We start from the raw sequence: 24,946 nt of genomic DNA, 5'->3' as shown, positions 1-24,946 counted from the left end.
CACCGCCCCACTATCGCAGGTCGGTTCGCGCTCAGGCGCCCGGCTTCTTCTCGGGGGGAAGCCCCATGCGGGCTCGTTCGGCCGACTCGATGTCGGCGTACGCCTTGCGCTCGTTGCGGTCGGCGTGGATCACGGCGCGCATGATGAACCAGAACACGAGGCCCACCAGCAGGGTCGGCGTTATCGACCAGATCGCGTTGCCCCAGAAGTCATCCATCGTGGGACAAGGATACGCCCCGCCGCCTGCACGCTTGCCGCGTGGCGGCTCTGTGCTCGAGCGGGTGATCGCACGCTCGAGCCGCCGGACGTCGACCCGTCAGGGCGTGAGGATTCCGATGAGGCCCTGCACGAGGAAGACGAGACCGAGACCGCCGACGATGAGCCATAGGGCGTAGCGGGCCATGGTGGGCTTGTGCGGATCCCTGCCCGGGTCGCCGCCCGCGCCGTTGGTGCCGTTGGAGTTGAACATCGCGCTCCCTACTTGACCAGGGGGAAGAGGATCGTTTCGCGGATGCCGAGGCCGGAGAGCGCCATGAGCAGACGATCGATGCCCATGCCCATTCCACCGCAGGGCGGCATGCCGTGCTCGAGCGCCCGAAGGAAGTCCTCGTCGAGCGGCATGGCGTCCATGTCACCGCGGGCACCCATTCGAGCCTGCTGCACGAACCGCTCGCGCTGCACCACCGGGTCGACGAGCTCGGAGTACCCCGTGGCGAGCTCGAAGCCGCGCATGTAGAGGTCCCACTTCTCCACCACACCGTCGATGCTGCGGTGCGCGCGCACGAGCGGAGACGTCTCGATCGGGAAGTCGAGCACGAAGGTCGGGCGTTCCAGCCCGCCCTTCACGAAGTGCTCCCACAGCTCCTCCACGAGCTTTCCGTGGTTGGCCAGGTGCACGTCGACGCCCTCGCGATCGGCGAGGGCCTGGAGCCGCTCGACCGACGTCGCCGGCGTGATCTCCTCACCGGCGGCGGCGCTCAGCGACTCGTACATCGAGATGCGGTCCCAGGCGCCGCCGAGGTCGTACTCCTCGCCGTCGGCCCAGGTGACCGTGTGGCTTCCCGCCACGGCGAGCGCCGCATCCTGGATGAGACTCTGGGTGAGGTCGGCGATGGAGAGGTAGTCGCCGTAGGCCTCGTACGCCTCGAGCATGGCGAACTCGGGGCTGTGCGTGGAATCGGCGCCCTCGTTGCGGAAGTTGCGGTTGATCTCGAACACCCGGTCGATGCCGCCGACCACCGCGCGCTTGAGGTAGAGCTCCGGGGCGATGCGCAGGTAGAGGTCGGTGTCGAACGCGTTCGAGTGGGTGACGAAGGGCCGGGCGGATGCGCCGCCGTGCATGACCTGCAGCATGGGCGTCTCGACCTCCACGAAGTCCGCATCGGCGAACGACCGGCGCAACGAGGCGACCGTCTTGGCGCGGTTGAGCACGTTGGTGCGCGCCTGCTCGCGCACGATCAGGTCGAGGTAGCGGCTCCGCACGCGGGTCTCGTCACTCAGCTCGGTGTGCAGGTTGGGCAGCGGGAGGAGCGCCTTGGCGGCGATCTTCCACTCCGTCGCCATGATGGAGAGCTCGCCCCGGCGGGAGGAGATCACCTCGCCCGCGACGAAGAGGTGGTCGCCCAGGTCGACGAGGTCCTTCCAGTCCGCGAGGGACTCGGCACCGACCTCGGCGAGCGACACCATCGCCTGGATGCGCGATCCGTCGCCGGCCTGGAGGGACGCGAAGCACAGCTTTCCGGTGTTGCGGAGGTGCACCACTCGACCGGCGAGGCCGACGGTCTCCCCCGTGGCGGTGTCGGGCTCGAGGTCGCCGAACCGGGCCCGCACGGCGGCGATGGTCGCGGTCACGGGCACCGATACCGGGTACGCCTCTGCGCCCGACGCGTTCAGCCGCTCGCGCTTGGCGAGCCGCACGGCCTTCTGCTCGGCGATGTCCTCGGCCGTGGCGTCGGGCGCACTGTCGGGAACCTCACCGGTCTGCGGCGCGGTCGGCGCTGTGGTCGCGGGGGTGTTGCGTGTCATGAGCGGGTGTCTCCAGGGGCGACCTGGATGGTCGCGTTGTCGATGAGTCGGGTCGTGCCGAGTCGGGCGGCGATCAGCGCCTGCGCCGCCCCGCGATGGTCGTCGGTCACCGGCAGGAACGTGCCCGGGTCGACGACGGCGAAGTAGTCCAATTCAACCAGACGCTCGGCGTCGAGCACGGCGTGCGCCGCCGCGATGGCCGCCTGCACTCCGGCGGTCGCCGCCCGGCCCGCGGCGGCGAGTGCGGCGGAGAGCGCGACCGCCGCCCTCCGTTCCGGTTCGCCCAGGTACCGGTTGCGGCTGGAGAGGGCGAGGCCGTCGGGTTCCCGCACCGTGTCCACCACCTGCACGCGCACCGGGATGTCGAGGTCGCGCACCATCCGGCGCACGAGGAACACCTGCTGGGCGTCCTTCTGGCCGAAGCTCACGACATCGGGGGCGACGATGGCCAGGAGCTTGGCGACCACGGTGAGCATCCCGTCGAAGTGACCGGGCCGCGATGCGCCCTCAAACGTGCCGGCGACCGGTCCTCCGGTCACCCGGGTCGAACTCGGACCGTCGGGGTACATCTCCTCCACGGACGGGGCGAACACGAGGTCGGCTCCCACCCCGGCGAGCGCGGCTAGATCGGCGTCGAGCGTGCGCGGGTACCGGTCGAGGTCTTCGTTCGCGCCGAACTGCAGCGGATTGACGAAGATCGAGACGACCACGAGGGCGGCCGATTGCCGTGCCCGCTCGACGTGCGCGAGGTGGCCGGCGTGCAGGGCACCCATGGTGGGCACGAGCACGATGGCCCCCGCCGGGTCCGCGGCGCGCGCCGCACGCGCCCGCGCGACGCGATCGCGCACCTCGTCGATCCGGTGCACCACCTCGGGCCGGTGCGTCACCTCGGGTGGGCTCGTCACCTCGGGTCGGCTCGTCAATCCGGTCGTCCATCGTCGAAGGCATCGCCGCGCAGCGCCGATCCCGACGAGGCTCGGGTGAGCGCGTTGTCCACCGCGGATCGGAAGAGCGGCCCGAGCACCAACCCCGGGTCCTCGACGCCGAGGGTGGCGAGCAGTCCGGTGGCCTGGTTCACGATGGCGGAGGAGAAGGTGGCCGCCGTGGCCACCGCCTCGGCGTAGGTGGCGCGATCCGCCTCGGCGATCACGATCGGCTCGCCGCCCATTTCCACCACGAGCGCCTGACCGATGGGCTGCACGGGGCCCGGTGCCGTGACGGCGAAGTAGCTCTCGCTGAGGCGCTTGAGGTCGAGGCTGGTGCCGGTGAACGACATGGCCGGATGGATGGCGAGCGGGATGCACCCCGCCGCGGTCGCCGGCGCCAGCACATCCACCCCGAACCGGGCGGACGTGTGCACGACGAGCTGGCCGGGCAACCACGCCCCCGCGGCGGCGAGGCCGGACACGATGGACGCCAGTTCGTCCTCGGGGACGGCCAGCAGAACCAGTTCGCTGCGCTCGACCACCTGCAGCGACGTGAGCACGGGCACACCGGGCAGCATGGCAGCCGCGCGCTCCCTGCTGCGCTCGGAAATGGCGGCGATGCCGGTGAGCGCGTGACCCGCGCCGGCGAGGGCTGCGCCGAGCACCGGGCCGACGTGACCGGCACCCAGGATGCCGATGCCGAGGCGCGCCGAACGACGCGAGGGCGCGATCACCTCGGCTCCTCACGACTCGGCGCGCCGTCGGTGACGACCTCGCCGTCTGCGCCGGCGGAGCCCTCGAACTCGGCGATCAGCTCGGCGGCACCGGCGTTCCAGCGGTGCGTGCGATCCGTGCGGTCGGACTGCGCCGCCGACGCTGCCAGGTCGAGGTAGAGCTGCACGGCGACCTCGCGGTCCACGCCCGGCAGCTCGCTGTTCACGGGGCCCGCCACCGTGTGCGCGTGCACGCGCGCGATGCGCAGCGCACGCTCGAGCGGGCCCTGCTTCAGGGCGATGCTCTGCAGGCGCGCGTGCGGCACGATCACGAGATGCCGCCAGACGGCACCCGTGCGCAGCAGCAGGGCGGTGGGGTCGATGGCGAAGCCCGTGCGCCGCCAGGAGAGCGGGCGGAGGATGCGACCGCGGCGCGGGGCGTTCACGAAGCCGTCATCGGGCGCGCCGCGCCCGAGCATGCCGGTGCGGATGAGCGAGGTGGAGGTCTCGCCGACGAACTCGGGAAGGATGAGCCCGAGCACGCGGGCCACGTCGCCGAGTGTGCCGACGGGGAGCAACTCGCTGCTCGCCTGCGCGGCGGCGCTCTGCCCCACCGAGCTGCTGGCCTTCGTGATCCGGATGCTCCACCAGCCCGGGATGCGCCAGAGCAGCGGCTGATGCACCTCGACCGCGTGGATGCGGCCCGGGGGGAGGGTGTCATTGCTCGTCGACAGCAGTCCGTAGCCCACCCGGATGCCGTCGGGCGTACCGGCGATGCTGTAGCGCAGCGACCGCATCACGCGGCTCACGTAGAACCCGATCGAGCCGATGAGGCCGGGCAGCACCGGGAGGAGCAGCCAGTAGGAGCCGGTCGCCACCACGATCGGAATGCCGACGAGGATGACGAGCAGGATGGCGATGGTGAAACCGCTGAGCAGGATGGAGCCGATGAGGCGGCCCACCGGGATGGTCACCACCGATTCGGGCGGCGCCGCATCCGGGTCGAGCTCGGGTGAGAGGAACTCGCGAGCGCGCTCCTCGAGGAATGCGGTGCGATGGCCCTCCGCCGGGTGCCCGTCCGCGGGTTGTCCCGTGCCGTCGGGAGCGGACACTCCCCGTGTGCCGTGGAGGGTCGCGTCGGTTGCCGGAACGCCGGCCGACACCCCGGCGCGTTCGGCGCGCTTGCCCGACGCGAGCAGCAGGATCTCCCGGCGAAGGGTGTCCGCATCCTTCGAGCGCAGGTACGACAGCTGCACGTTGGCATTCTGCCCCGCCACATTCACCTCGAGCTTCGCCGCACCGAACAGCCGGGCGACGAAGGGCCGCATGATGTTGATGCCCTGGATGCGGTCGAGCCGGCCTTTGCGATTCGTGCGGAAGAGGATGCCGCTCCGCACCTCGACCACCTCGTCGGTTACCCGGAACTCGTGCATGCGCCAGGACACGTAGAAGCCGACCATGGTGAGCAGCACCCCGCCGAGCAGGATGAGCAACGCCCACCCCAGGAGTCCGTTGTCGTAGAGCAGGCTGATCGGATCGTCGTCGCTCGGTCCGCCGCCGAAAAAGCCCTCGATGATCCGCTCGCGCAGGTTCGCGATGAGCACACCGGCGATGGCGAGGAGCGCGATACCGCCCTTCAGCAGCGGCGTGGCAGGGTGCAGCCGATGCCAGTCGCCATCGGTGAGCTGTTCGGCCGCACGAACGGCTGAGGTCACAGGCCCGCCCGTCGCGTTTCGGCGAGCTCCACGAGCCGGTCGCGCAGGTCGTCCGCGTCGCTCATGGCGAGCCCGGGGATGGACACGTTGGTCACGGCGGCCGCGGTGACCAGCTTGAGGTCGGCGAGGCCGAGCGAGCGGGCCAGCGGACCCCTGGTGATGTCGACGAGCTGCATCCGTCCGTACGGCACGGCCACGAAGCGCTGCCACATGATGCCGCGGCGGAACACCAGGTCGTCCTCGCGGAGCTGATACCCGATGGAGCGCACCCGGCGCGGCGTCAGAACCGCCATGACCGCATGGAGGACGACGGCGGCCACGAGGATCAGCCAGCCGAACCACACGTCGAGGTAGATCAGGAAGCCGCCGACCGCAGCGAAGAGAAGGGCCGAGATGAGGGTTCCGACGAGCTCGACCCCGACCAGTTTCGGCGAGACCCTGCGCCACTCGATGGCGGGCAGTTCGGTGCTACGCGACACGATCCTCCTCATTCGCTGAACACTCTAGCCCGGACCCTGGAAGACGGACCTTCAGGGCAGCGATGCCGCCTGACCGGGGTCGTCGAGGCGGGCCGTGCTCGACCCGTCGGATCGGTCGTCGGGCGGTATGGTGCACCAGCTCTCGGCGATCAGCCCTCCGATCAGGAGCAGCACTCCACCGAGCAGGGCGGCACCGCTCAACCAGAGCGACGTGCCGTCGGCGATGACCGGCCGGGTGGCGAGGAAGGCGAGGATGCCGAACGCCACTCCTGCGAGCAGCGCTCCCGACAGGGCGGATGCCTTGGCGAGCAGCACCACGCGGGTGGCGCGGAACGGATCGACGCGGCGCGCGTCCTCCTTCCGCACCGACTGGCGCACGGGCCATGCCAGCAGCAGCACGACCGCGGCGAGCACTCCGAGAGTGATCGGCAGTGTCACGGGAGGCACGAGCGCGGGCCGGCCGGTGAGCACGAGCATCATTTCGACGAGCCACCCGAGGCCTCCGCCGATGACGATGAACAGGACGATCGTGGACATGCGGGTACGGGTCACGGATGGTCCTGCTCTCCGGGAATGGGATCTGCGGCGGACGCGTCGGCGTCGGTTGCGTCACCGGGCCGGGATGCGTCGCCGGGGTTCCCGGTTGGCGCCGCCCGGTCGAGAGCCGCGAGCAGGTCGGCGACGGGGCCGTGCCCGGGCAGCTCGGCGTGGGGGTCGACCTGCAGCCACGGGGCCAGCACGAAGTCCCGCTCCGCCGCGCGCGGATGGGGCAGCGTGAGTCGTTCGTCCGATCGCGCGACCGCGTCGTAGGTCACGATGTCGATGTCGAGGGTGCGGTTCGCCCATCGGGTGGTTCGCACGCGCCCCCGGCCGTGCTCTATTCCGTGCAGCGCGTCGAGCAATGCGAGCGGGTCGAGCGTGGTGTCGATGATCGCGACCGCGTTCAGATAGGCGGGTGCCGATTCGTCCACTCCCGTCAGCGTCAGCGCGGGGGTCTCGAGCAGGTCGGACACCCGCCGAACACGGATGCCGGGTGTGGCCGACAGGTCGCGGACCGCCCCTCGGATGCTCGACTCCCGATCGCCGAGGTTGCTCCCGAGGGCGAGCACGGCGGTATGGGCCGGTCTGTCCCGGGTGATCGTGACGGACACGTCGTCGAAGGGCACGGTGATGGGAGCGCTCGGCTTGTGGACGGTGATCCGCACGCGGTGCACCGCGGCGTGGGCCAGTGCGACGGCGGCGATGCGCTCGGCGAGGGTCTCGATCAGGTCCACCGGGTCGCCCGCGATGGCCGCGGCGATCTCCTCCGCGAGCACCCCGTAGTGCACCGTGTTCTCCACGGAGTCGGACGCCGCGGCGGAGGCGAAGTCCAACCAGACCGTGGCATCCACCACGAAGTCCTGCCCCTCGGCGCGCTCGGAGTCGTAGACCCCGTGGAATCCGCGCGCTCGGATGCCCGTGAGGGTGATGGAGTCCAGCTCACGGTGCGGGTCGAGCGTGCCCGGTCGGTGATGCTCAGCCACGGTGTCGCCGCCATTCCCGCTGCACGGCGAGCGCGGTGCGCGTGGCGGGCACGTCGTGCACCCGCACCGCCCAGGCTCCGGCTTCCGCCGCGAGTGCGCTGACCACCGCGGTCGCCGGATCCCGGTCCGCCATCCCGGCGTCGGGCGGGAGCACGTCGGCCAGGAACCGCTTGCGGGATGCGCCCACCAGCACACGGTGTCCCAGGTCGACGAAATCCTCCAGCGCGCCGAGCAGCGCCCAGTTGTGCTCGGCGTTCTTGGCGAATCCGAGACCGGGGTCGAGGATGACGTTGTCGGGGTCCACGCCCTGGCGCACCACCTCGTCCACCCGGGCGAGGAGCTCCGTCCGCACCTCGGCGACCACATCGTCGTACTGCGCCCGGGAGTTCATGTCGGCACTGTGCCCGCGCCAGTGCATGACCACGAAGGGCACTCCGGCTTCGGCGACCACCCGCGCCATGTCGGGGTCGGCGAGTCCCCCGGACACGTCGTTGATCAGGGCGGCCCCCGCGGCAACGGCCCGGGAGGCGGTGTCGGCGTTGAGGGTGTCCACGCTCACCGTCACGCCCTCCGCCGCGAGTGCGGCGATCACGGGCAGCACCCGGCGCTGCTCCTCGGCGGGGGACACGCGACCCGCGCCGGGGCGCGTCGACTCGCCACCCACGTCGACGAGATCGGCGCCCTCCGCGGTCATCCGCACGCCGCGGGCGATGGCGGCGTCGGCGCCGTCGAGCTCCCCGCCGTCGCTGAACGAGTCGGGAGTCACGTTGAGGATGCCCAGGATTCTGGTGCTCATGCCGGAGGCGCCGCAGGGAAGTCCGGCGCGGCAGTCGGCGCGGTCGCAGGCGACGCCGCGGTCGCGGGTCCGCTCGGCGGCGCAGACGGCGGCGCGGGCGTCGACGGCGAGGCGATCAGCGCCATCAGCTCGGCGCGGGCGGCGCGTTCGGCGAGCACGCCGCGGCTGGCGACGGTGACGGTCGTGCTGGCGGCCTGGCGCACGCCGCGCGCGGTCACGCAGGAGTGGGCCGCCTCCAGCACTACGAGCACGCCGCGCGGCGCGAGCCCCGCATCGAGGGTGTCGGCGATCTGCTCCGCCAGTCGCTCCTGCACCTGCGGCCGGGCGGCGAGCGTGTCGATCACGCGGGGGATCTTGCCGAGCCCGACCACCCGGTCGCCCGGAACGTAGGCCACGGAAGCCGTGCCGAGGAAGGGCAGCAGGTGGTGCTCGCAGACCGAGCGGAAGGCGATGCCGCGGAGGAGCACCGGCTGCACGATGTCGGAGCCCTCGGCGTCGGTCACCGGGAAGGTGTCACCGAGGTGCTGCGCGGCATCCTCTCCGACTCCGGCGAAGAACTCGGCGTACGCCTCCGCCACGCGCTGAGGTGTGTTCTCCAGTCCTGGCCGCCCGGGATCCTCACCGATCGCGAGGATCAGCTCGGCCACGGCTGCCTCGATGCGCGCGCTGTCCACAGCCGACATGAGCCTCCCCCGCTATGCCGTGGCGGGACGGGGCCGGCTCACTCGCTTCGGCTTCGCGGGCTCGGAATCGACTCCGCCGTCGACGATCTCCGAGTCGATCGGCGCCTTGGCGGGCACCGCGACCGGGGGAAGGTCGGACAGCGGGCGCTTGTCGCTCGAGAGCCACTGCGGGCGCTCGGGGAGCTTGCGCACGGTCGCGAAGATCTCGGCGAGCTCGTTGTGGTCGAGCGTCTCCTTCTCGAGCAGGCTCGTCGCGAGGCGGTCGAGCACGTCGCGGTTGTCGTTGATGACCGCCCAGGCCTCGTCGTGCGCCTCGTCGAGGAGCGCACGGACCTCCGCGTCGACGAGCAGCGCCATGTTCTCCGAGTAGTCCCGGCCGCCGCCGAGGTCGCGGCCGAGGAAGGGCTCGCCGGAGGTGGACCCGAGCTTGACCGATCCGACCTTCGCGCTCATGCCGTATTCGGTGACCATGCGCCTCGCGATGGAGGTGGCCTTCTCGATGTCATTCGATGCGCCCGTCGTGGGGTCGTGGAAGACGACCTCCTCGGCGACCCGCCCGCCCATCGCGTAGGCGAGCTGGTCGAGCAGTTCGTTGCGCGTGACGGAGTACTTGTCTTCGAGGGGCAGCACCATCGTGTACCCGAGAGCGCGACCGCGGGGAAGGATGGTGACCTTGGTGACGGGGTCGGTGTGCCGCATGGCCGCCGCCGCGAGCGCGTGACCACCTTCGTGGTACGCGGTGATGAGTTTCTCGTGGTCGCGCATGATGCGGCTGCGCCGCTGAGGACCGGCCATCACGCGGTCGACGGCCTCGTCGAGGGCGCGGTTGTCGATGAGCTGGGCACTCGAGCGGGCCGTGAGCAGCGCGGCCTCGTTCAGCACGTTCGCGAGGTCCGCGCCGGTGAATCCGGGGGTCTTGCGGGCCAGCACCTCGAGATCCACGCTGGCCGCGAGCGGCTTGCCCTTGCCGTGCACCTCGAGGATCTGCTTGCGTCCGGCGAGATCGGGGGCGTCCACGCCGATCTGGCGGTCGAACCGGCCCGGGCGCAGAAGCGCGGGGTCGAGCACGTCGGGGCGGTTGGTGGCGGCGATCAGGATGACGTTGGTCTTGACGTCGAAGCCGTCCATCTCGACGAGGAGCTGGTTGAGCGTCTGCTCGCGCTCGTCGTTACCGCCACCGACACCGGCGCCGCGGTGACGGCCGACGGCGTCGATCTCGTCGACGAAGATGATGGCCGGGGAGTTGGTCTTGGCCTGCTCGAACAGGTCGCGCACCCGGCTGGCGCCGACACCGACGAACATCTCCACGAAGTCGGATCCGGAGATGGAGTAGAACGGTACGCCCGCCTCGCCGGCGACCGCGCGGGCGAGGAGCGTCTTTCCCGTGCCGGGAGGGCCGTACAGCAGCACGCCCTTCGGGATGCGGGCACCCACGGCCTGGAACTTGGCCGGTTCCTTCAGGAACTCCTTGATCTCCTCGAGCTCCTCGATGGCCTCGTCCGACCCCGCCACGTCGGCGAAGCTCACCTTGGGGCTGTCCTTCGAGGCGAGCTTGGCCTTGCTCTTGCCGAACTGCATGACGCGGTTACCGCCGCCCTGCATGCCGGAGAAGATGATCCAGATGAAGAACCCGATGAGCAGCAGGGGGAGGAGGATGCTGAATGCGGACAGCAGCCAGCTCGGCTGCGGTACCTCGTCGTCGAATCCGTTGGTGGGATTCGCCTCGTTGACCGCGTTGAGGACTTCTTCTCCGCGCTGCGTCACGTAATAGAACTGAACGGCCGTGCCGTTCTCGCCATCGGCTTCCCGGAGCGTGAGGTCGACGCGCTGTTCGCCGTCGACGATCTTGACGGACGAGACCGCACCCTCCTCCAGCAGCTCGAGGCCCTCCTGCGTGGTGACCGCACGGAAACCCGATCCGGTGAGAAGGCTGAAGCCGATCGAGATGCCGACGACGGCGAGCACGACCAGCAGGATCGGGCTGCGGAGAATCTTCTTGAAGTTCATGAGCGTTCGGGCACTGCGCCCGGCACCTTTCTTCCCACGCCGCTCGGTGCGGCGTCTGCAATGGTACCTGCGGATCACTGCGGAACCCGTGGGTGTTCGCTTCAGGGGTAGCGGGGTCCCGGACGTCCCGTGCTCCTGCCACTAGGGGCTTCGCGGGGGGGGGGGCGATCGCGGCGCGAGGCCGGCGGGTGTTAGCTGTAGACGTGCGGGGCGAGCACGGCCACCGAGCGGAGGTTGCGGTAGCGCTCCGCGTAGTCGAGGCCGTATCCCACGACGAAGTCGTTCGGGATGTCGAAGCCGACGTACTTCACGTCGACCTGCACCTTCGCCGCTTCGGGTTTGCGCAGCAGCGCGCACACCTCGACGGATGCGGGGCCGCGCGACCTGAGGTTGCCCACCAGCCAGGAGAGGGTGAGGCCGGAGTCGATGATGTCTTCCACGATCAGCACGTGCCGGCCCGTGAGGTCGGCGTCGAGGTCCTTCAGGATGCGCACGACACCCGAGGAGCGGGTGCCCGAGCCGTACGAGCTCACGGCCATCCAGTCCATGTTCAGGTGCATGCGCAGTTCCCGCGCGAGGTCGGCCATCACCATGACCGCGCCCTTCAGCACGCCCACCAGCAGCACGTCCTCGCCCGCGTAGTCGACCTCGATGCGTCGGGCGAGCTCGGCGAGCTTCGCGTGGATCTGCTCTTCGGTGAGCAGCGTCTCGCTGAGGTCGCCGGCGATGGCGCTCGTTTCCATGTGCGTGTTGCGTCCTTCAGGTCGACGGGAGCGGATCGGGGGCGGCGACGGGCGTGAATACCAGCATGCCCTCGCGCCGTTCCACACTAATGCCTGGCAGTGCGACCGCCCCTTGGCCGTGCCAGTCGGTCACGAGCGCGGTGACGCCGAGCGTGTGCGCGCGGCTCAGCGAGACGCCGTACTCGCTCAGCAGCACGAAGCGGACGATGCGCTGGCGCAGCGCCGCGGGGTTGGAGGCGAGTCCGCCCACGTCGAGAGTGAGGCTGCCGTCGGCGGTGAGGCCGACGATCTCCTCCGCCCACTCGCGGGCGAGCGAGTCGAGCGCGTCGTCGTCCTCGCGCAGGGATTCGGCCGTGCGGACGAGGGCTGCGGCGATCCCGGGGCCGAGTTCGCGTTCGAGCACGGGCAGCACGCGGGTCCGCACCCGCACCCGCGCGTACGCGAGGTCGGCATTGTGCGGGTCGAGCCAGGGCTGAAGGCCGGCCTCCGCGCAGAAGGCGACGGTCGTCGCCCGCGGGATCCCGAGGAGCGGACGGAGGAGGATTGCGGCGCCCGCGGGTGGGGTCGGTGCGGTGGGTGCGGCGGGTGGGGTGGGTGCGGCGGGCGCCGGTTCCGGTTCCGCCGCAAGGGCCGTCGCGGACGCGGTCGCGGCTGGTGCCTCTAAGGCCGTGGCGGCCGCCATCCCGCGGATGCTGCCGGCGCCGGATCCGCGCGCGAGCCCGAGCAGCACCGTCTCGGCCTGATCGTCGAGCGTGTGGCCGAGCAGCACCGCGGCCGCCCCGGTCTCCGCACACGCCCGGGTCAGCGCGGCGTATCGCGCATCGCGGGCGGCGGCTTCGGGTCCCTGTCCGGTCGCATCCACGGTCACCCGTCGCACGAGCACGGGATCGAGGCCGAGAGCGCGGGCATCCGCCGCCGCGCGATCGGCGACCGACGCCGACTCAGCCTGCAACCCGTGATCGACGATCACGGCGCCCGCGCGGAAGCCGGCGCGGGGAGCCTCGAAGGCGGTCGCCGCGGCCAGCGCGGTGGAGTCCGGCCCGCCGCTCAGCGCCAGGAGGAGCACGGACCCGGCGGGGAGGTCGGCGGAGGCGAGAGCCGTACGCACTGCTCGCCGCACATCGGCGATCGCGGGGGTCAAGCGGGGACGCTCCGAGGGCATCCACTAACGTTATTGCAGTACCCCACCCCCCTTCGCGAGGAGCATCCGCATGGCCAGCTACGACGTCGTCATCGAAATCCCCCGGGGGAGCCGCAACAAGTACGAGGTGGACCACGAGACCGGACGCGTCTACCTCGACCGTGTGCTGTTCACCTCCTTCGTCTACCCGACCGACTACGGCTACTTCGAGAACACCCTCGGGCTCGACGGAGACCCGGTCGACGCGCTCGTGCTGCTCGAGTACCCGGTGTTCCCGGGTGTGGGTGTGAAGGTGCGTCCGGTTGGCGTGTTCAACATGACGGATGAGGCGGGCATCGACTCGAAGGTCATCTGCGTGCCGGCGAAGGACCCGCGCTGGTCGCACATCCAGGACCTCGATGACATCCCGTCGCAGACCCGTGACGAGATCGAGCACTTCTTCAACCGGTACAAGGACCTCGAGCCCGGCAAGTGGGTCAAGACCGAGGGCTGGGCCGACGCCGCCGAGGCGGAGAAGATCGTTCAGGACGGCATCTCGAAGCTCGCCGCCGAGGGCCACTAGGCGCCCTCCCCCGCGCTGCTGGTCGCAGTGTTGGCCGCGCGCGCTTGGTCGTGCAGTTCGCTCCGGTCAGTGCGCACTCAACCGCCCGATGGGTCGGCGATTGAGCACCGAAGCGATCACCGAAGGTCACGGTGCCGGGTGTTTCGCCTCGTTCGGGCGCGGATGCCACCCGACGGTCCCCAAGCCCGTCACGAGTTTGCGCCACTTTGTCCCAACGCGGTCCCTGAGCTCGTCGAAGGGACGCAACGGTCCGGTCGCGTGGGGGTGCGGAGGTGGCGTGCTGGGGCTCCGCCCATAGATGCCCACCGACCCCCGAGCCCCACCACGCCACCTCCGCCCCCGACTCCTCGGGCGACGCCCGGTTCCCGGCGTGGACGGGTGACTCACGAGGCCACGGTCCTTAAGCCCGTCGAAGGGATACACCCGTACGGTCCCCGGGCCTGTCGAGGGACACCCCCACTGTCCGGAGCCCGTCGAAGGGACACCCCCGCGGTTTCGAGCCCATCAAAGGGACTCCCCCACGGTCCCTGAGCCCGTCGAAGGGATACACCCGTACGGTCCCCGAGCCCGTCGAAGGGACACAACCCCACGGTCCCTGAGCCCGTCGAAGGGACGCAACCGCACGGTCCCTGAGCTTGTCGAAGGGACGTAACCGTACGGTCCCCGAGCCCATCGAAGGGACGCAACCGGGCAGGCGCGGGTACCTCTCCTCCACAGACCATGGTTATCCCCAGAAGTTCGATACCAGTGTCGGGGGTGCTTTGGAACCTTGATCCATGAACATCCCGACCGCACCGGAGCTGAGAGAGGGCCCGCCACCGCCGCCCGCTGACGGTGACCCGATCGCGTTGCTGCGTTACCTCACGGACGCATGCGCGACCGGTCTCCCATGCGCGACGACTCCCAACCTCTCGGACGAACAGACCGTCGCGTTGATGACCGAGGTCGAGCGTCTCGGGCGCCGCGTCGACGCTCTACGTGTGACTTTGGCGGGAGAGATCGCTGACCGTTCCCGTCCGTCCCGGGGCGCGCGTGGGCTGGCTGTGTCCCGCGGCTGCCGCACCCCGGCGGATCTGATCGAGCAGCTCACTCAGGTCGCAGGGACCACGGCCCGCCGCCGGGTGGTGCTCGCCAATGACGTTCGTCGCGACCCGTTCCCGGGTGGCGACCGCACGCACGCCCGGTTCGATCTCGTCGCTGGCGCGGTCGAGGACGGCCGGATCGGCATCGACGCCGCCACGGTCATCACCAAGGGCCTCACACCGCTCCTCGCCCACGGCTCTCTCGACGAGCTGAGGAAAGCGGAGACCGAGTTGGTCGCCGCGGCAAGCGGCACGGGCCCTGACTCGACTGTGCCTGCGTCAGCGGACTCGCTTCGGGTGATGGTGGGGGTGTGGCAGGCGAAGCTCGACCCGGACGGTCTCGATCCGGCAGAGGACCGGGCGATGGCGGTGCGGGACTTCCGGTTCGGCCCAGAACGCAACGGGCTGCTGCATGGCTCGTTCCGGCTCATGACGGAAGCCGGAGGTCGGGTGAAGACTCTGTTCGACGCGTACCTGACCCCGACCACCGCACCCGCGTTCATGACCGAAGAAGAGCGGGCAGCCGCGGAAGCGGAAGGCGGCAAAGACCCACGGACGCCCGCTCAGCAGCGGCATGACATCTTCGTCGCGATCATCGACGCCATGGCGAGAAGTGGCCAGGCACCCGAGATCGGTGGTGCCGCACCCACCGTCCTGGTATCGGTCCGGGCGGAGGACCTAGAAGCGAACCGAGGTGCCGGCTGGTCCGACCGCGTCGAGGGCCCGGTATCGATGCGCACGGTACGGCAGATGGTATGCACCGGTGGCATCCAAAAGGTCGTCCTCACGAGTGAGGGGCGGATCGTGCAGTTGGGTTCACCGGAGCGCTGTTTCACCCCACAGCAACGACGCGCGATCTCCCTCCGAGACGGCGGGTGCGTCATCCCCGGCTGCACCATCCCCGCCGGATGGTGCGAGATCCACCACGTGATCCCTGACCGGGACGGCGGGCCCACGCATCCGGACAACGGTGTGCTGTTGTGCTGGTTCCATCACCGCACCATCGACACCTCCCAGTGGCAGATCCGGATGCGACACGGTGTCCCCGAAGTGAAGCCGCCACCATGGATCGAGTACTTCGGAAAGTGGCGACCCGCCACCAAGTCCCGCACCCGACTCCTCGACCGACTCGACACCCCACCCGACCAGCTCCCACACCGGGGGAGTCGCGTCGGTAGCCACGGTCCCTGAGCCTGTCGAGGTGGCGGGACCGCGCTGCCAGCGTCCCTTCGACAAGCTCAGGGACCGTGAGCCTTGCGTCCGCTCGGTCGTGTCCCTTCGACAGGCTCAGGGACCGCAGCGGACGTCGCGATCTCGAGTCACGGTCGCTGAGCCTGTCGAAGCGGCGGGACCGTGCGCATGCGTCCCTTCGACAAGCTCAGGGACCGTGCGCGTTACGTCCCCTTCGATTGTGTCCCTTCGACAGGCTCAGGGACCGCAGCGGACGTCGCGATCTCGAGTCACGGTCGCTGAGCCTGTCGAAGCGAAGGGGCGCGGTCGGCTAGCGTCCCTTCGACGAGCTCAGGGATCGTGAACGGCTCAGGGACCGTGCCCTCTCAAGTTTCCCGTGCACCCGTGAACCGGGCGTGATCCGAGGAGTCGGGGGCGGAGGTGGCGTGGTGGGGCTCGGGGGTCGGTGGGCATCTATGGGCGGAGCCCCAGCACGCCACCTCCGCACCCCCACACGACCGCAACCCGTTGCGTCCCTTCGACAAGCTCAGGGACCGTTGGGTGGCGTCCCTTCGACAGGCACAGGGACCATGTTGGGGCGGCGTCCCTTCGACAGGCTCAGGGACCATGTTGGGGCGGCGTCCCTTCGACAGGCTCAGGGACCGTACGGGTGCGGCCCTTCGACAGGCTCAGGACCGTGTTGGGGTCAGGGAGCGGGTCCGTGCGCCCCTTCGACGGCCGCAAGGACCGAGGGGGCGCAGGTGGGGCGGATCAGCCGGCGGGGCGACCGACGTAGGGGACGATGTCGCTGCCCCAGAGCGACTGCTGCTTCACGAAGTCGCCCGGCTTGGGCGCAGCGATGATCGAGTTGCCTCCGATGTAGATCGCGTCGTGGTACTTGGAACCGTTGAGCGATCCCCAGAAGATGATGTCGCCGGGCTGACGCTGACTGAACGGCACGAGCTTGCCCTGCGCTTTCAGGGTGTTGTACTGGTTGGTCACCGAGTGCGTGCCGATGTAGATCCCGACACTCCCGAACGCCTTCATCATGAGCCCGGAGCAGTCCCAGGTGTTCGGGCCCGCTCCACCGAGCTGATACGGCAGACCGATCTGGCGGCGGGCGAAGTCGATAGCGCCCTGCGCAATACCCGGATTCGGCTGGACGACGGGCGGCGCGACAGGCGCGGGCGCCGGAGCAGGAGGGGGTGCGACGGGCGCTGGCGCCGGGGCAGGAGGGACGGGCGCCGGTGCCGGTGCAACGGGCGCAGGAGCAGGTGCGGGAGCGGGTGCCGGAGCTGGCGCGGGAGCAGCCGGAGCCGCGGGTCGCGGAGCGGAAGGAGCAGCCGGCGCGGGCGCCGCGGGTCGCGGAACGGGCGGCGAAGAAGGGGCAGCGGGTGCGGCGGGTGCAGCCGGAACGGGCTCCGTCGCCGCATCGAGCGGCGCGGTCCCGCCGGACGCGGATCCGTCCTCCTCCGGCACGACGACGGGCGGTCGGGTCAGACTCTCGATGTAGGCGCCCTCGACCTCTGCGGTCGTGTCCTTCAGCAGGGCGAGCTGGGCGAGAAGCTCGTCGCGGTTGCGGCTCTGCTCGGCGAGAGCCGCCTCAGCGGTACGGGCTGCGTCATCCGCCTCGGCCAGGGTGCGCTCCGCCTGTTCGGCGAGCTCCTCGAGCTCTTCCCTCGCTATGGATGCCTGATCGCCCAGCGATCGCGCCGTGTTCGTGTCGGCGAGCGCCTCGGCGTAGGTCGCCTGGTTCGACTCGGAGAGCTTGCTCGCCGCACTCAGCGAGTAGAGCATGTCATCGGCGTCGGCCGAATTGAGCAGCAGCTGCAATGACATGTCGGCACCACCGGAGCGGGCGAGGTGTGACGCGAGCAGACCGGCGCGCATCCGAGAGGTGACCGCGCGGTCGGTGGCGACCTCGGCCTGCTCCGTGAGCGTGTCCAGTCGAAGTGCGGCCTCGTCGAGGGCGACGCTCGCCTGGGCGTACAGCTCGCCCTTCTTCAGCGCTTCGATACCCGACGCGTCGGCGGCCTGCTGCAGGCCGACCAGAAGCCCGGTGACCTCGGCGACGGACGCTCGCGTCGCTTCTTCCGAGTTCTTGGCATCCTGCACGTCTCCCCAGGACGGATAGTCCGGGGCTGCCAGCGCCGGGGCCACCACGCCACCCACGGCCGCCAGCGCGCCCACCGACAGCACGGAGGCGGCGAAGATCGCGGGACGGGACGAATTCATGCGTCAGCGGGTCGACGTGATCCGCACGCCGCGCGTACCCATGAAGGGCACCGGGTCGATCGAGGAACCGTTGATCCGGACCTCGAAGTGCAGGTGGCACCCGGTGGATCCGCCGCTGGTTCCCGCAAGGGCGATGTTCTGCCCGGCCGAAACCTGCTGGCCGACGCCCACGAGGAGTCCGCCCGGCATGATGTGACCGTAGGCGGTCGACAGGCCGTTGCCGTGGTCGATGCTGATGTAGTAGCCGTATCCCGACCGCACGCCGCCGTTGAGGCCGGAGTAGGTCACCGTTCCGGCGGCCGCCGCGTACAGGGGTGCGCCGCAGGTACTGCCCGAAACGAGGTCCTCGCCGGCGTGGAAGATGTAGCGCTTGTAGATCGGGTGGAAGCGATTGCCGTAGATGCCGCTCGAGAATGCTCCGCCCAGGGGGGCGGCCCAGCCGGCCGCGCTCACGGCTCCGGGAGGAGAAACCGGACCGGAGACGCCCGAGGCTGCGGAGGATGCGGCGGCCAGCTGGCGGAGCGCCTCCTGTCGCGCGAGCTCTTCGGCGCGCTTGCGCTCCCCCACTTGGTACTGCGCCTCGGTGACCGAGGCCTGATCGGTGAGCACGCGGAGCTGGGCCTCGAGGTCGAGCTGGTGCTGTTCCTGTTCCGCCTGCTTGGCTTCCAGCGCCGTCTGCGCTGCCACGGAGGCGTCGAGCGCTTCCTGGGCTGCGCTGGCGAGAGCCGCCAGCTGGTCCTTCGCCACGACGGCCTGGTCGCCCAGCGCCTGGGCCGTGTTCTGGTCCTGCACCGCGTTCGCGTAGATGCGGTCGGTCTTCTCGGTGAGCTTGCTCATCGCACCGAGCTGGTAGAGCAGGTCGTCGGCGCCGCGACTCCCGCTCATGAAGAGGTTGCCGCTCAGGTCACTACCCGCGGTGCGGGCGAGCTGAGCCGCGAGCATCCCGGCCTGCTCCTTCGAGTCGCCGGCGGAGGCGGCGGCTTCGTCGGCCTGCCGCTGCAGCTCGCTCGCCTCGAACGACTTGTCGTCGACGGCCTGCTGCGCTTCGCGGTAATCCTGCCCGCGCTGTTCGACCAGGGCGGTGGCATCCGCCACCTCGGTCTTCAGCGCGGCGAGGTCGGCCTGCACCTGGCTCACCAGGGCGGCCTGAGCGGATTTGCTGGTCATCGCCTCCTGCACCTCTTGCCACGAGGGGTACTCGTCAGCGGAGGCGGGAGCGATGGCACCACCGAGCACGAGGGCGACGGATGCGACTCCGGCGACGACAGCCGACCAGCCACGACGCGACCACGAAGGAACGTGGCGTGGCGCCTCGCCCGGCGTGTCGCTGTGCATGGGTATATGGCTCCTCAGGAGTTGGTACTCGACATTCGAGCACACTTTGATAACAGTTGTCGCCCCCATTTTCGGGGCGCGCCGACCGGGTGTCGCCGAGGCGACGCATCCCACAGTAACAAGCGAACGCCGATTTCCGACCATTTTTGTTGATCCGACCCCGCGCCGAGACCCGTGCACGTCCCGCTGCGAGGCGGAATCGGATGGCCGATCCGAGCCGTCGAGGGGTCTATATTGCGCCCGTTCCGCCGCGATTCGTCGCGCTCTCCGAGGGCCGGATCGGTCTCCGACGGCGTCGGTTTGGCAAAACCTGCGCGCACCCGTATGCTTTTGCCTCGGTAGCAATGATGTCTAGCCATCACGGCCCCATCGTTTAGTGGCCTAGGACGGCGCCCTTTCACGGCGTTAACACGGGTTCGAATCCCGTTGGGGTCACGCACCAATACAATTTAATATGCACTTGGTTTCCATATCGAGGCCCTGTAGCGCAGTTGGTTAGCGCGCCGCCCTGTCACGGCGGAGGTCGCCGGTTCAAGTCCGGTCAGGGTCGCAAGGAAGAGCCCGTTTTTCTGGTGAGGCATGGCCTTTCGAGAGGAAGGGCTCTTTTCCTTAGAGGATGCACCGCCCGTCCGGGTCACGCATTCTCTGGCTGGGTAGCTCAGTTGGTAGAGCGTTCGACTGAAAATCGAAAGGTCCGCGGATCGATGCCGCGTCCAGCCACACACCTCACCCTTACGTCCCGGCGCTCCACGCGCCGGGACGTTTTTCATCTGTTCGACACCCGGAGCGGCAGCTCGGCCCCGGGAAACGCCGAGAGGCCGTGAAACCCGTAGGTTTCCCGGCCTCTCGGCGAATGCTCGACGGAACGGATCAGCGGCGCAGCGCCTGCGTCGCACGGCCGCGGCGGCCTCGCGGCGTCGGCTGCAGCACGGGAGTCTCCGGACCCGGATCCGGATTCGACTCGAGTTCGGGACTCGTGGCCCGGTCCTCCGGCCTGTTCCACACCTTGATGATCGCCCAGGTCACGGCGGCCAGCGGCACCGACAGCACGGCTCCGATGATGCCGCCGAGAATAGTACCCGCCGTCAGCGCGAACAGGACGACGAGCGGGTGCAGCTTGAGGGACTGCGCCATGACGATCGGCTGCAGCAGGTTCCCCTCGAGCTGGTTGACGATGATGATGACGACCACGACCCAGAGGGCCGTCGTCGGACCGTTCGCCACCAGGGCGACGAGTGCAGCGAGCACACCGGCCAGCGTGGCTCCGATCAGCGGGATGAATGCACCGATGAATACGACGACCGCAAGCGGAAGGGCGAGCGGCACCTGCAGGATCAGCAGACCGATGTAGATACCCACGGCATCGACGAGCGCGATGATCGCGGTGCCCCGCACGTAGCCACCGAGGGTGGTGAGCGAGGTGTGTCCGATGCGCTCCCCCCGCTTCTGCTGGTAGCCCGGGAAGGGCCGCAGGAAGAAGCGCCACATGGCGCCGCCGTCCTTCAGGAAGAAGAACAGGATGACCAGCACGAGCAGCAGCCCCGTCACCAGCTGAGTCGCGACCGACACGCCCGCGAGCGCTCCGGAGCCGAACTGGCTGCTCGTGACGAAGTCGATCGCCGCGTCCCGCGCCTCCTGGATCTGGGCCGCATCGACCGGGATGGGCAGGTCGCTCGCCCATCCGATCAACTGATCGACGCCCTCGGAGGCGGACTCGATGAGTTCGCCCCACTGGTTCCGCACGGCGAACACGATGAGCGTGAGGACCCCACCGAAGATCGCGACACCGGAGATCATCACGAGCGCAGTCGCAAGCGCCGGCGGAAAGCGGTGGCGGATGAGCCAGTTGACGACGGGGCCCACCGCCGCAGCGACGATCAACGCGATCAGGATCGGGATCACGACGAGCTTGAGCTGGATGAGCGCGTATACGACCACGGTCGCGAGGATGAGGGCGAGCAGAATCTGCCCACTGCGCACACCGACGCGGCCGAGGTGATCGGTCATCATCGATGAAACGGTGGGTCGCTGCTGCGAAGTGTCCGGGAGAGCCATGCTGCGACCCTACGCGGGAGGACGGGTGCAATGCGGGGCCCGGGCCGAAGAGCGCTTCGCGCGAAGTCGCTGGAGGTAACGCGACGGCGGGAACTCGGCGGGCCAGTGCGCGAAGAGGGAGTGGAAACCCCGCCGCATCCGCAGCCCCATGCCGCTGCGATCCGAGATCGGCCGCCCAGAGATCTCCACGATCAGCCGCCGGTCGTACCGGATGCGTCGCACCGGTCCGAGGTGCACGCTGAGGTCGATGTCGTCGTGCATCAGGAGGTCGTGGCGGTGGACCTCGCCGCGCACGCGCTGCCAGTCGGCGGCGCGGAGAGCCAGATTGGAGCCGAAGAGCGGTGGGTGCCCGAGCGCCGTGCCCACCGTCACAAAGTACGCCCGCATATAGAGGACGTCGGCGAGGAGGCGCTGAGCCGTCGTCAGCCCGTAGAACCGGCCCGGACCGGTGAGCGCCGCCAGGTCTTCGTCGGCCGCGAAACGCACGGCGATGCGCGACAACCAGTCGACCGGGAGGATCGAATCGGCGTCGCAGCGCGCGAGGATGCGGCCTCGGGCCGCGTCGTAACCGGTGCCGCTGGCCGCAGCGATCCCCGGCTCGCGCTCGGTCAGCACCGTGGCTCCGAAACGGCGGGCGACATCCGCACTCTCATCGGCACTGCCGTTGTCGACCACCAGGATCTCGAGCGGCCGTACCGTCTGCGCGGCGAGCGAGGCGAGACACCGCTCGAGCAGCCGTGCGTCGTCCTTGACCGGGATGACCACGGACACCGGCACGGTCAGCACGGGTTACCGAACCGACCGTCCGACGGCGCCGACATTGCAGCGGCGGGACTGGCCCGGGTCGGACACGCGGAAGTGGCCGACCACCCCGAGGGGCGATCGGCCACTGTGCTTCCGTGCGAAACGCGTGGGATCAGTTGGAACCCTGAACGTTCTGCTTGGCGTCCTGTGCGCGGTCCTTGACATCGCTGGCCGCGGACGCGCCCTCTTCCTTGACCGTGCTGGCAGCGTCCTGCGCGGTCTCCTTGACCGACTGGGCTGCGTCCTGCATCGGCTCCTTGAGGTTCTCCGCGACGCCCTTGGCGGCGTCGGTGACCTCGTGCACGAGCGGCTTGGCGGCCTCTTTGACGGAGTCCCCCAGCTCGCTCTCACGGTCGGTGACCGGGATGAGCGAGGAGATCAGCCAGCCGGCTCCGAAGGCGATGAGTCCCACGGCGAGCGGGTTACCGCTCGCCTTGCGGGCGACCGCCTTGGGGGCACCGGTGACGGCGTCACTCGCGGACGACAGAGCGGACGAACCCGAGCCGTGTACGTCGGATGCGGCGCCCTTGACCTTGCTCTGAGCGTCGGAGGCGACTCCCATGACCTTGTCTTGTGCGTCGGATGCAGCTCCCATGACCTTGTCCTTTACGTCGGAGAATTTGGACTTGACCTTCTCGGTCTGGCGGTGCGCGATGCTCGACGGGCTGACCTTGTCGGCCAGTGCGTCGACGTCGCTGCCGAGTTCACGTCGCGTGCGCTCGATGTCGGCACGAATCTGGTCTGGATCGTTGCTCATCGCGGTCCCTCGTCTTTCTTCAGTGTCTCTGGAATCTTCTTGAGTGAATCGGCGGTCTTGGGCAGGCCCTTGACCTGCTCCATTTCCTTCTTGCCGCGCTTGTACAGCACGAAGGCGACGATGCCGTAGATGATGGCGACGACGAGGCCGGACCATGCGAGACCGATCAGGTAACCGATGGCAACCCACAGCGCGAGCGACAGGAACAGGAGGGCCATGTAGCCCGCGAGTCCGGCACCGCCGAACATCCCGGCGCCCTTGCCCGCCTTGGATGCGGACTGCTTCGCTTCCGCCTTGGCCAGCTCCACTTCCTGACGCATCAGCGTGGAGAGGTCCTTCGTCACCTCACCGAGCAGGTCACCCAGCGACGTGTTCGCCGCGCGGTCCTCGGCCGATCCGGGCTCAGGACCCGTCGAGCCGGACACAGGGTGTGCCGTTCCGGAGATGTGATCCGTCACAGTCGGTCTCCACCCTGGTTACGCAGGCCGGTTACCGGGTCGACGCCCGGCTCGAACTCCACGTAGCTGGAGTCGTCGTAAACGATGCCGTCATCGAGGGGCTCTCCCACGGCTGCCGGGACAGTTCCGCCGGCGGCGGTGTAACCCGCGGCACCGGAGGTGGAACCGAGGCCGGCGGCGTAGCCGGAACCCGTGGACGGGTAGGAGGTCGTGTTGGGGTAGGACGAACCACCCGACGGGGAGTTGTCGGACGGCGAGTCACTCGTGATCGCCTTGGTCAGGCGTCCGGCCAGAAGGCCGGCTCCTGCCGCGACGGCGATGAAGACGCCGGGACGACGACGGGCGAAGGTCTTGACCTCGTCGAGAAGCGATCCGGCGTCACGACCGTCGAGCCAGTCTGCGACGCTTCCCACTCGGCTGGCCGCCTGGGAGACCAGGTCGGAGGCGAGGCCGCCGCCCTCGGTCTTCTCGGCCATGGAGGAGAGCTCCTTGGACACGGACTGCAGGCCCTCGGTGACTCGCTTCTGCTGCGTGCCTGCCTGGCTGGAAACCTCGCCCTTCACCTGCGAGAACAGGTTCTTCGCCTGCGATCCGGCTTCCGATACGACCTTGGACGCCTGGCCCTTGGCCACACCGGCCACGTGCTGTCCGGCGCTGGCTGCGTCACCGGCGACGCCGGCTGCCTCCTGCTGAGCTGTGGAGGTCTTCGTCTGCGGCTGCGTGCCGCCTGTCAGGTCATTGACCATAGTTCGCTCCTTTGGCTAACGGTGACCCGGCCTAGCTGCCGGTGTCCCACGTTCCATGGAAGACGCATGGGAATGCCCTGACAAGGGGGTTGTCGCGTTCACCGATACGGGGTATCGGAACGTTCTCCCAGCACAATGCACCGGAGAGGACGACCGTTCGGTCGGCTCGAGCTCCGGTGTTCGTCCTCAGGAGGTACTGCTCGCGATCCTGCCCGCTTCGCGCTGCAGCACGTCGTCGGACACCGGCACGTCGGCCTCCGCGAAGCGATGGCGCAGCTGCTCGAGCACCTCGCTCTGCGACGATCCCGTCATGTCCTGGAGCGTCTGGTCGAGGATGCCGCGTGCCTTGTCGTCGAGCCCGTCCTCGGTGCGGGCCTCGTTCGCGCCGTCCATGATCGGGGAGTTCTGTTCGCCTGCGTCGGTCATGAGGTCTCCTTAGGGGTTGGTTCCGACCCTAGTCCGCGGGGTGACGCGGCGGGTCGGCAACCTCGGGGAAGGAGGACCATCGCTTCGACGCAGTGGCGGAGATGATCGAGAGCAGCGCTGCGCGAACCTCGTCGTGATGCGCGAGGGGCGGGAAAAGATCCCTTTCGAGGGTGTGCGCCGACTCCCACGCCCTCCTGCCCGCACTCGTGCGGGTCACGCGGTGGCGGCGGCGATCACCCGGGTCCGCAGTGCGCTTCACGTATCCGTCGCGTTGCAGGCGCTCGAGTGTGCGCGACATCGTTTGGGTCTGCACGCGGGCACGCCGCGCCAGCTCCGTCTGACTGAGCGGTCCGTCCCCGAGCAGGTGCAGCACGATGAGCCCGGCATGCGTGATCCCCAGCCGCGCCAGTGCCTCGACCCAGGCATGCTCGACCAGCCTCGCGGCCGTCGAGAGGAGCCGGCCGGTGGGCCACGACTCCATCGCGTCACCGTCGCCCCCGTGCGGGCTCGGCGGGGACGCGGTCATGCGAACAACCTACTGCTACGGTCGAATAGTAAGCTGGCT

General features: G+C 69.4%; 25 protein-coding genes and 3 tRNA genes. 5 read left to right on the top strand and 23 right to left on the bottom strand.

Features of this window, described 5'->3' with window-relative positions; all coding sequences use genetic code 11:
- Positions 1–31 precede the first annotated feature (31 nt).
- From EY822_RS07400 to EY822_RS07340, 14 genes are all read right to left on the bottom strand, one after another.
- Positions 32–217, bottom strand: coding sequence for a hypothetical protein (locus EY822_RS07400; RefSeq protein WP_150307685.1), 186 nt, complete (start codon positions 215–217; stop codon positions 32–34).
- Positions 218–316: 99 nt separating this feature from the next.
- A complete protein-coding gene (locus tag EY822_RS15385) occupies positions 317–469 on the bottom strand; it encodes a hypothetical protein (protein ID WP_227497112.1) in 153 nt (50 codons plus the stop codon).
- 8 nt (positions 470–477) lie between these two features.
- A complete protein-coding gene (gene lysS / locus EY822_RS07395; protein WP_150307684.1) occupies positions 478–2,025 on the bottom strand; it encodes a lysine--tRNA ligase in 1,548 nt (515 codons plus the stop codon).
- A complete protein-coding gene (panC, locus tag EY822_RS07390; RefSeq protein WP_227497111.1) occupies positions 2,022–2,948 on the bottom strand; it encodes a pantoate--beta-alanine ligase in 927 nt (308 codons plus the stop codon). Before panC ends, lysS begins: the two co-directional genes overlap by 4 nt.
- Complete coding sequence (locus EY822_RS07385; protein ID WP_150307683.1) at positions 2,945–3,685, bottom strand: Rossmann-like and DUF2520 domain-containing protein; 741 nt, start codon at positions 3,683–3,685, stop codon at positions 2,945–2,947. The genes panC and EY822_RS07385 overlap by 4 nt, the downstream gene beginning before the upstream one ends.
- Positions 3,682–5,379, bottom strand: a complete 1,698-nt coding sequence (locus EY822_RS07380; protein ID WP_150307682.1) for a PH domain-containing protein — start codon at positions 5,377–5,379, stop codon at positions 3,682–3,684. Before EY822_RS07380 ends, EY822_RS07385 begins: the two co-directional genes overlap by 4 nt.
- Complete coding sequence (locus EY822_RS07375; RefSeq protein ID WP_406610092.1) at positions 5,376–5,858, bottom strand: PH domain-containing protein; 483 nt, start codon at positions 5,856–5,858, stop codon at positions 5,376–5,378. The genes EY822_RS07380 and EY822_RS07375 overlap by 4 nt, the downstream gene beginning before the upstream one ends.
- Before the next feature lie 51 nt (positions 5,859–5,909).
- A complete protein-coding gene (locus tag EY822_RS07370; RefSeq protein WP_227497110.1) occupies positions 5,910–6,395 on the bottom strand; it encodes a DUF3180 domain-containing protein in 486 nt (161 codons plus the stop codon).
- 11 nt (positions 6,396–6,406) lie between these two features.
- On the bottom strand, positions 6,407–7,381 hold the full coding sequence (folK, locus tag EY822_RS07365) for a 2-amino-4-hydroxy-6-hydroxymethyldihydropteridine diphosphokinase (RefSeq protein WP_227497109.1): 975 nt from the start codon (positions 7,379–7,381) through the stop codon (positions 6,407–6,409).
- Positions 7,374–8,177 (bottom strand): dihydropteroate synthase, encoded by an 804-nt coding sequence (gene folP / locus EY822_RS07360; protein WP_150307679.1) that lies wholly within the window; start codon positions 8,175–8,177, stop codon positions 7,374–7,376. The genes folK and folP overlap by 8 nt, the downstream gene beginning before the upstream one ends.
- Entirely contained in the window at positions 8,174–8,860 is a 687-nt protein-coding gene (gene folE, locus EY822_RS07355; RefSeq protein ID WP_150307678.1) for a GTP cyclohydrolase I, read from the bottom strand. Before folE ends, folP begins: the two co-directional genes overlap by 4 nt.
- A 12-nt stretch (positions 8,861–8,872) precedes the next feature.
- Entirely contained in the window at positions 8,873–10,867 is a 1,995-nt protein-coding gene (gene ftsH, locus EY822_RS07350) for an ATP-dependent zinc metalloprotease FtsH (protein ID WP_150307677.1), read from the bottom strand.
- A 191-nt stretch (positions 10,868–11,058) separates the two neighbouring features.
- Positions 11,059–11,610, bottom strand: coding sequence for a hypoxanthine phosphoribosyltransferase (gene hpt / locus EY822_RS07345; RefSeq protein ID WP_150307676.1), 552 nt, complete (start codon positions 11,608–11,610; stop codon positions 11,059–11,061).
- Between the two features lie 16 nt (positions 11,611–11,626).
- A complete protein-coding gene (locus tag EY822_RS07340; RefSeq protein WP_150307675.1) occupies positions 11,627–12,772 on the bottom strand; it encodes a tRNA lysidine(34) synthetase in 1,146 nt (381 codons plus the stop codon).
- Positions 12,773–12,821: 49 nt separating this feature from the next.
- On the opposite strand from EY822_RS07340, the gene EY822_RS07335 reads away from it, so the two are divergent.
- Positions 12,822–13,313: an inorganic diphosphatase gene (locus EY822_RS07335; protein WP_150307674.1), complete on the top strand. Its 492-nt coding sequence runs from the start codon at positions 12,822–12,824 to the stop codon at positions 13,311–13,313.
- A gap of 776 nt (positions 13,314–14,089) precedes the next feature.
- Positions 14,090–15,586, top strand: a complete 1,497-nt coding sequence (locus tag EY822_RS07330) for an HNH endonuclease signature motif containing protein (RefSeq protein ID WP_150307673.1) — start codon at positions 14,090–14,092, stop codon at positions 15,584–15,586.
- A 750-nt stretch (positions 15,587–16,336) separates the two neighbouring features.
- Here the strand turns inward: EY822_RS07330 and EY822_RS07325 are convergent.
- The gene (locus tag EY822_RS07325; protein ID WP_150307672.1) at positions 16,337–17,800 is read right to left on the bottom strand and encodes a C40 family peptidase; all 1,464 of its coding nucleotides are present in this window, start codon (positions 17,798–17,800) and stop codon (positions 16,337–16,339) included.
- A gap of 3 nt (positions 17,801–17,803) precedes the next feature.
- Complete coding sequence (locus EY822_RS07320; protein WP_150307671.1) at positions 17,804–19,135, bottom strand: M23 family metallopeptidase; 1,332 nt, start codon at positions 19,133–19,135, stop codon at positions 17,804–17,806.
- 362 nt (positions 19,136–19,497) lie between these two features.
- On the opposite strand from EY822_RS07320, the gene EY822_RS07315 reads away from it, so the two are divergent.
- The 3 genes from EY822_RS07315 (at position 19,498) to EY822_RS07305 (ending at position 19,855) form a co-directional block, all read left to right on the top strand.
- Positions 19,498–19,570, top strand: a tRNA-Glu gene (locus tag EY822_RS07315).
- A gap of 41 nt (positions 19,571–19,611) precedes the next feature.
- A tRNA-Asp gene (locus EY822_RS07310) sits at positions 19,612–19,685 on the top strand.
- A gap of 97 nt (positions 19,686–19,782) precedes the next feature.
- Positions 19,783–19,855 (top strand) — tRNA-Phe (locus EY822_RS07305).
- A gap of 150 nt (positions 19,856–20,005) precedes the next feature.
- Here the strand turns inward: EY822_RS07305 and EY822_RS07300 are convergent.
- The 7 genes from EY822_RS07300 to EY822_RS07270 form a co-directional block, all read right to left on the bottom strand.
- Positions 20,006–21,190, bottom strand: a complete 1,185-nt coding sequence (locus EY822_RS07300) for an AI-2E family transporter (protein ID WP_150307670.1) — start codon at positions 21,188–21,190, stop codon at positions 20,006–20,008.
- 9 nt (positions 21,191–21,199) lie between these two features.
- On the bottom strand, positions 21,200–21,976 hold the full coding sequence (locus EY822_RS07295) for a glycosyltransferase family 2 protein (protein ID WP_227497108.1): 777 nt from the start codon (positions 21,974–21,976) through the stop codon (positions 21,200–21,202).
- A gap of 130 nt (positions 21,977–22,106) precedes the next feature.
- On the bottom strand, positions 22,107–22,751 hold the full coding sequence (locus tag EY822_RS07290) for a DUF3618 domain-containing protein (protein ID WP_150307669.1): 645 nt from the start codon (positions 22,749–22,751) through the stop codon (positions 22,107–22,109).
- Positions 22,748–23,176, bottom strand: coding sequence for a phage holin family protein (locus EY822_RS07285; RefSeq protein WP_150308813.1), 429 nt, complete (start codon positions 23,174–23,176; stop codon positions 22,748–22,750). Before EY822_RS07285 ends, EY822_RS07290 begins: the two co-directional genes overlap by 4 nt.
- A 29-nt stretch (positions 23,177–23,205) precedes the next feature.
- On the bottom strand, positions 23,206–23,955 hold the full coding sequence (locus EY822_RS07280; RefSeq protein ID WP_150307668.1) for a hypothetical protein: 750 nt from the start codon (positions 23,953–23,955) through the stop codon (positions 23,206–23,208).
- 186 nt (positions 23,956–24,141) lie between these two features.
- A complete protein-coding gene (locus EY822_RS07275; RefSeq protein ID WP_150307667.1) occupies positions 24,142–24,381 on the bottom strand; it encodes a hypothetical protein in 240 nt (79 codons plus the stop codon).
- A 28-nt stretch (positions 24,382–24,409) separates the two neighbouring features.
- Positions 24,410–24,907: a MarR family winged helix-turn-helix transcriptional regulator gene (locus EY822_RS07270; protein WP_150307666.1), complete on the bottom strand. Its 498-nt coding sequence runs from the start codon at positions 24,905–24,907 to the stop codon at positions 24,410–24,412.
- Positions 24,908–24,946 lie beyond the last annotated feature (39 nt).

Source organism: Planctomonas psychrotolerans, assembly GCF_008642235.1.
Lineage (GTDB): Bacteria > Actinomycetota > Actinomycetes > Actinomycetales > Microbacteriaceae > Planctomonas > Planctomonas psychrotolerans.
Note: the sequence above shows the minus strand (reverse complement) of the source record. Positions and strands in the feature narration are given on the sequence as shown.

Excerpts from the sequence above, each read along its gene's own strand:
- EY822_RS07400 (WP_150307685.1), bottom strand. The coding sequence starts at position 217 with ATGGATGACTTCTGGGGCAACGCGATCTGGTCGATAACGCCGACCCTG.
- EY822_RS15385 (WP_227497112.1), bottom strand. The coding sequence starts at position 469 with ATGTTCAACTCCAACGGCACCAACGGCGCGGGCGGCGACCCGGGCAGG.
- lysS (WP_150307684.1), bottom strand. The coding sequence starts at position 2,025 with ATGACACGCAACACCCCCGCGACCACAGCGCCGACCGCGCCGCAGACC.
- EY822_RS07370 (WP_227497110.1), bottom strand. The coding sequence starts at position 6,395 with ATGTCCACGATCGTCCTGTTCATCGTCATCGGCGGAGGCCTCGGGTGG.
- folP (WP_150307679.1), bottom strand. The coding sequence starts at position 8,177 with ATGAGCACCAGAATCCTGGGCATCCTCAACGTGACTCCCGACTCGTTC.
- folE (WP_150307678.1), bottom strand. The coding sequence starts at position 8,860 with ATGTCGGCTGTGGACAGCGCGCGCATCGAGGCAGCCGTGGCCGAGCTG.
- ftsH (WP_150307677.1), bottom strand. The coding sequence starts at position 10,867 with ATGAACTTCAAGAAGATTCTCCGCAGCCCGATCCTGCTGGTCGTGCTC.
- hpt (WP_150307676.1), bottom strand. The coding sequence starts at position 11,610 with ATGGAAACGAGCGCCATCGCCGGCGACCTCAGCGAGACGCTGCTCACC.
- EY822_RS07340 (WP_150307675.1), bottom strand. The coding sequence starts at position 12,772 with ATGCCCTCGGAGCGTCCCCGCTTGACCCCCGCGATCGCCGATGTGCGG.
- EY822_RS07335 (WP_150307674.1), top strand. The coding sequence starts at position 12,822 with ATGGCCAGCTACGACGTCGTCATCGAAATCCCCCGGGGGAGCCGCAAC.
- EY822_RS07330 (WP_150307673.1), top strand. The coding sequence starts at position 14,090 with ATGAACATCCCGACCGCACCGGAGCTGAGAGAGGGCCCGCCACCGCCG.
- EY822_RS07325 (WP_150307672.1), bottom strand. The coding sequence starts at position 17,800 with ATGAATTCGTCCCGTCCCGCGATCTTCGCCGCCTCCGTGCTGTCGGTG.
- EY822_RS07320 (WP_150307671.1), bottom strand. The coding sequence starts at position 19,135 with ATGCACAGCGACACGCCGGGCGAGGCGCCACGCCACGTTCCTTCGTGG.
- EY822_RS07300 (WP_150307670.1), bottom strand. The coding sequence starts at position 21,190 with ATGGCTCTCCCGGACACTTCGCAGCAGCGACCCACCGTTTCATCGATG.
- EY822_RS07290 (WP_150307669.1), bottom strand. The coding sequence starts at position 22,751 with ATGAGCAACGATCCAGACCAGATTCGTGCCGACATCGAGCGCACGCGA.
- EY822_RS07280 (WP_150307668.1), bottom strand. The coding sequence starts at position 23,955 with ATGGTCAATGACCTGACAGGCGGCACGCAGCCGCAGACGAAGACCTCC.
- EY822_RS07275 (WP_150307667.1), bottom strand. The coding sequence starts at position 24,381 with ATGACCGACGCAGGCGAACAGAACTCCCCGATCATGGACGGCGCGAAC.
- EY822_RS07270 (WP_150307666.1), bottom strand. The coding sequence starts at position 24,907 with ATGACCGCGTCCCCGCCGAGCCCGCACGGGGGCGACGGTGACGCGATG.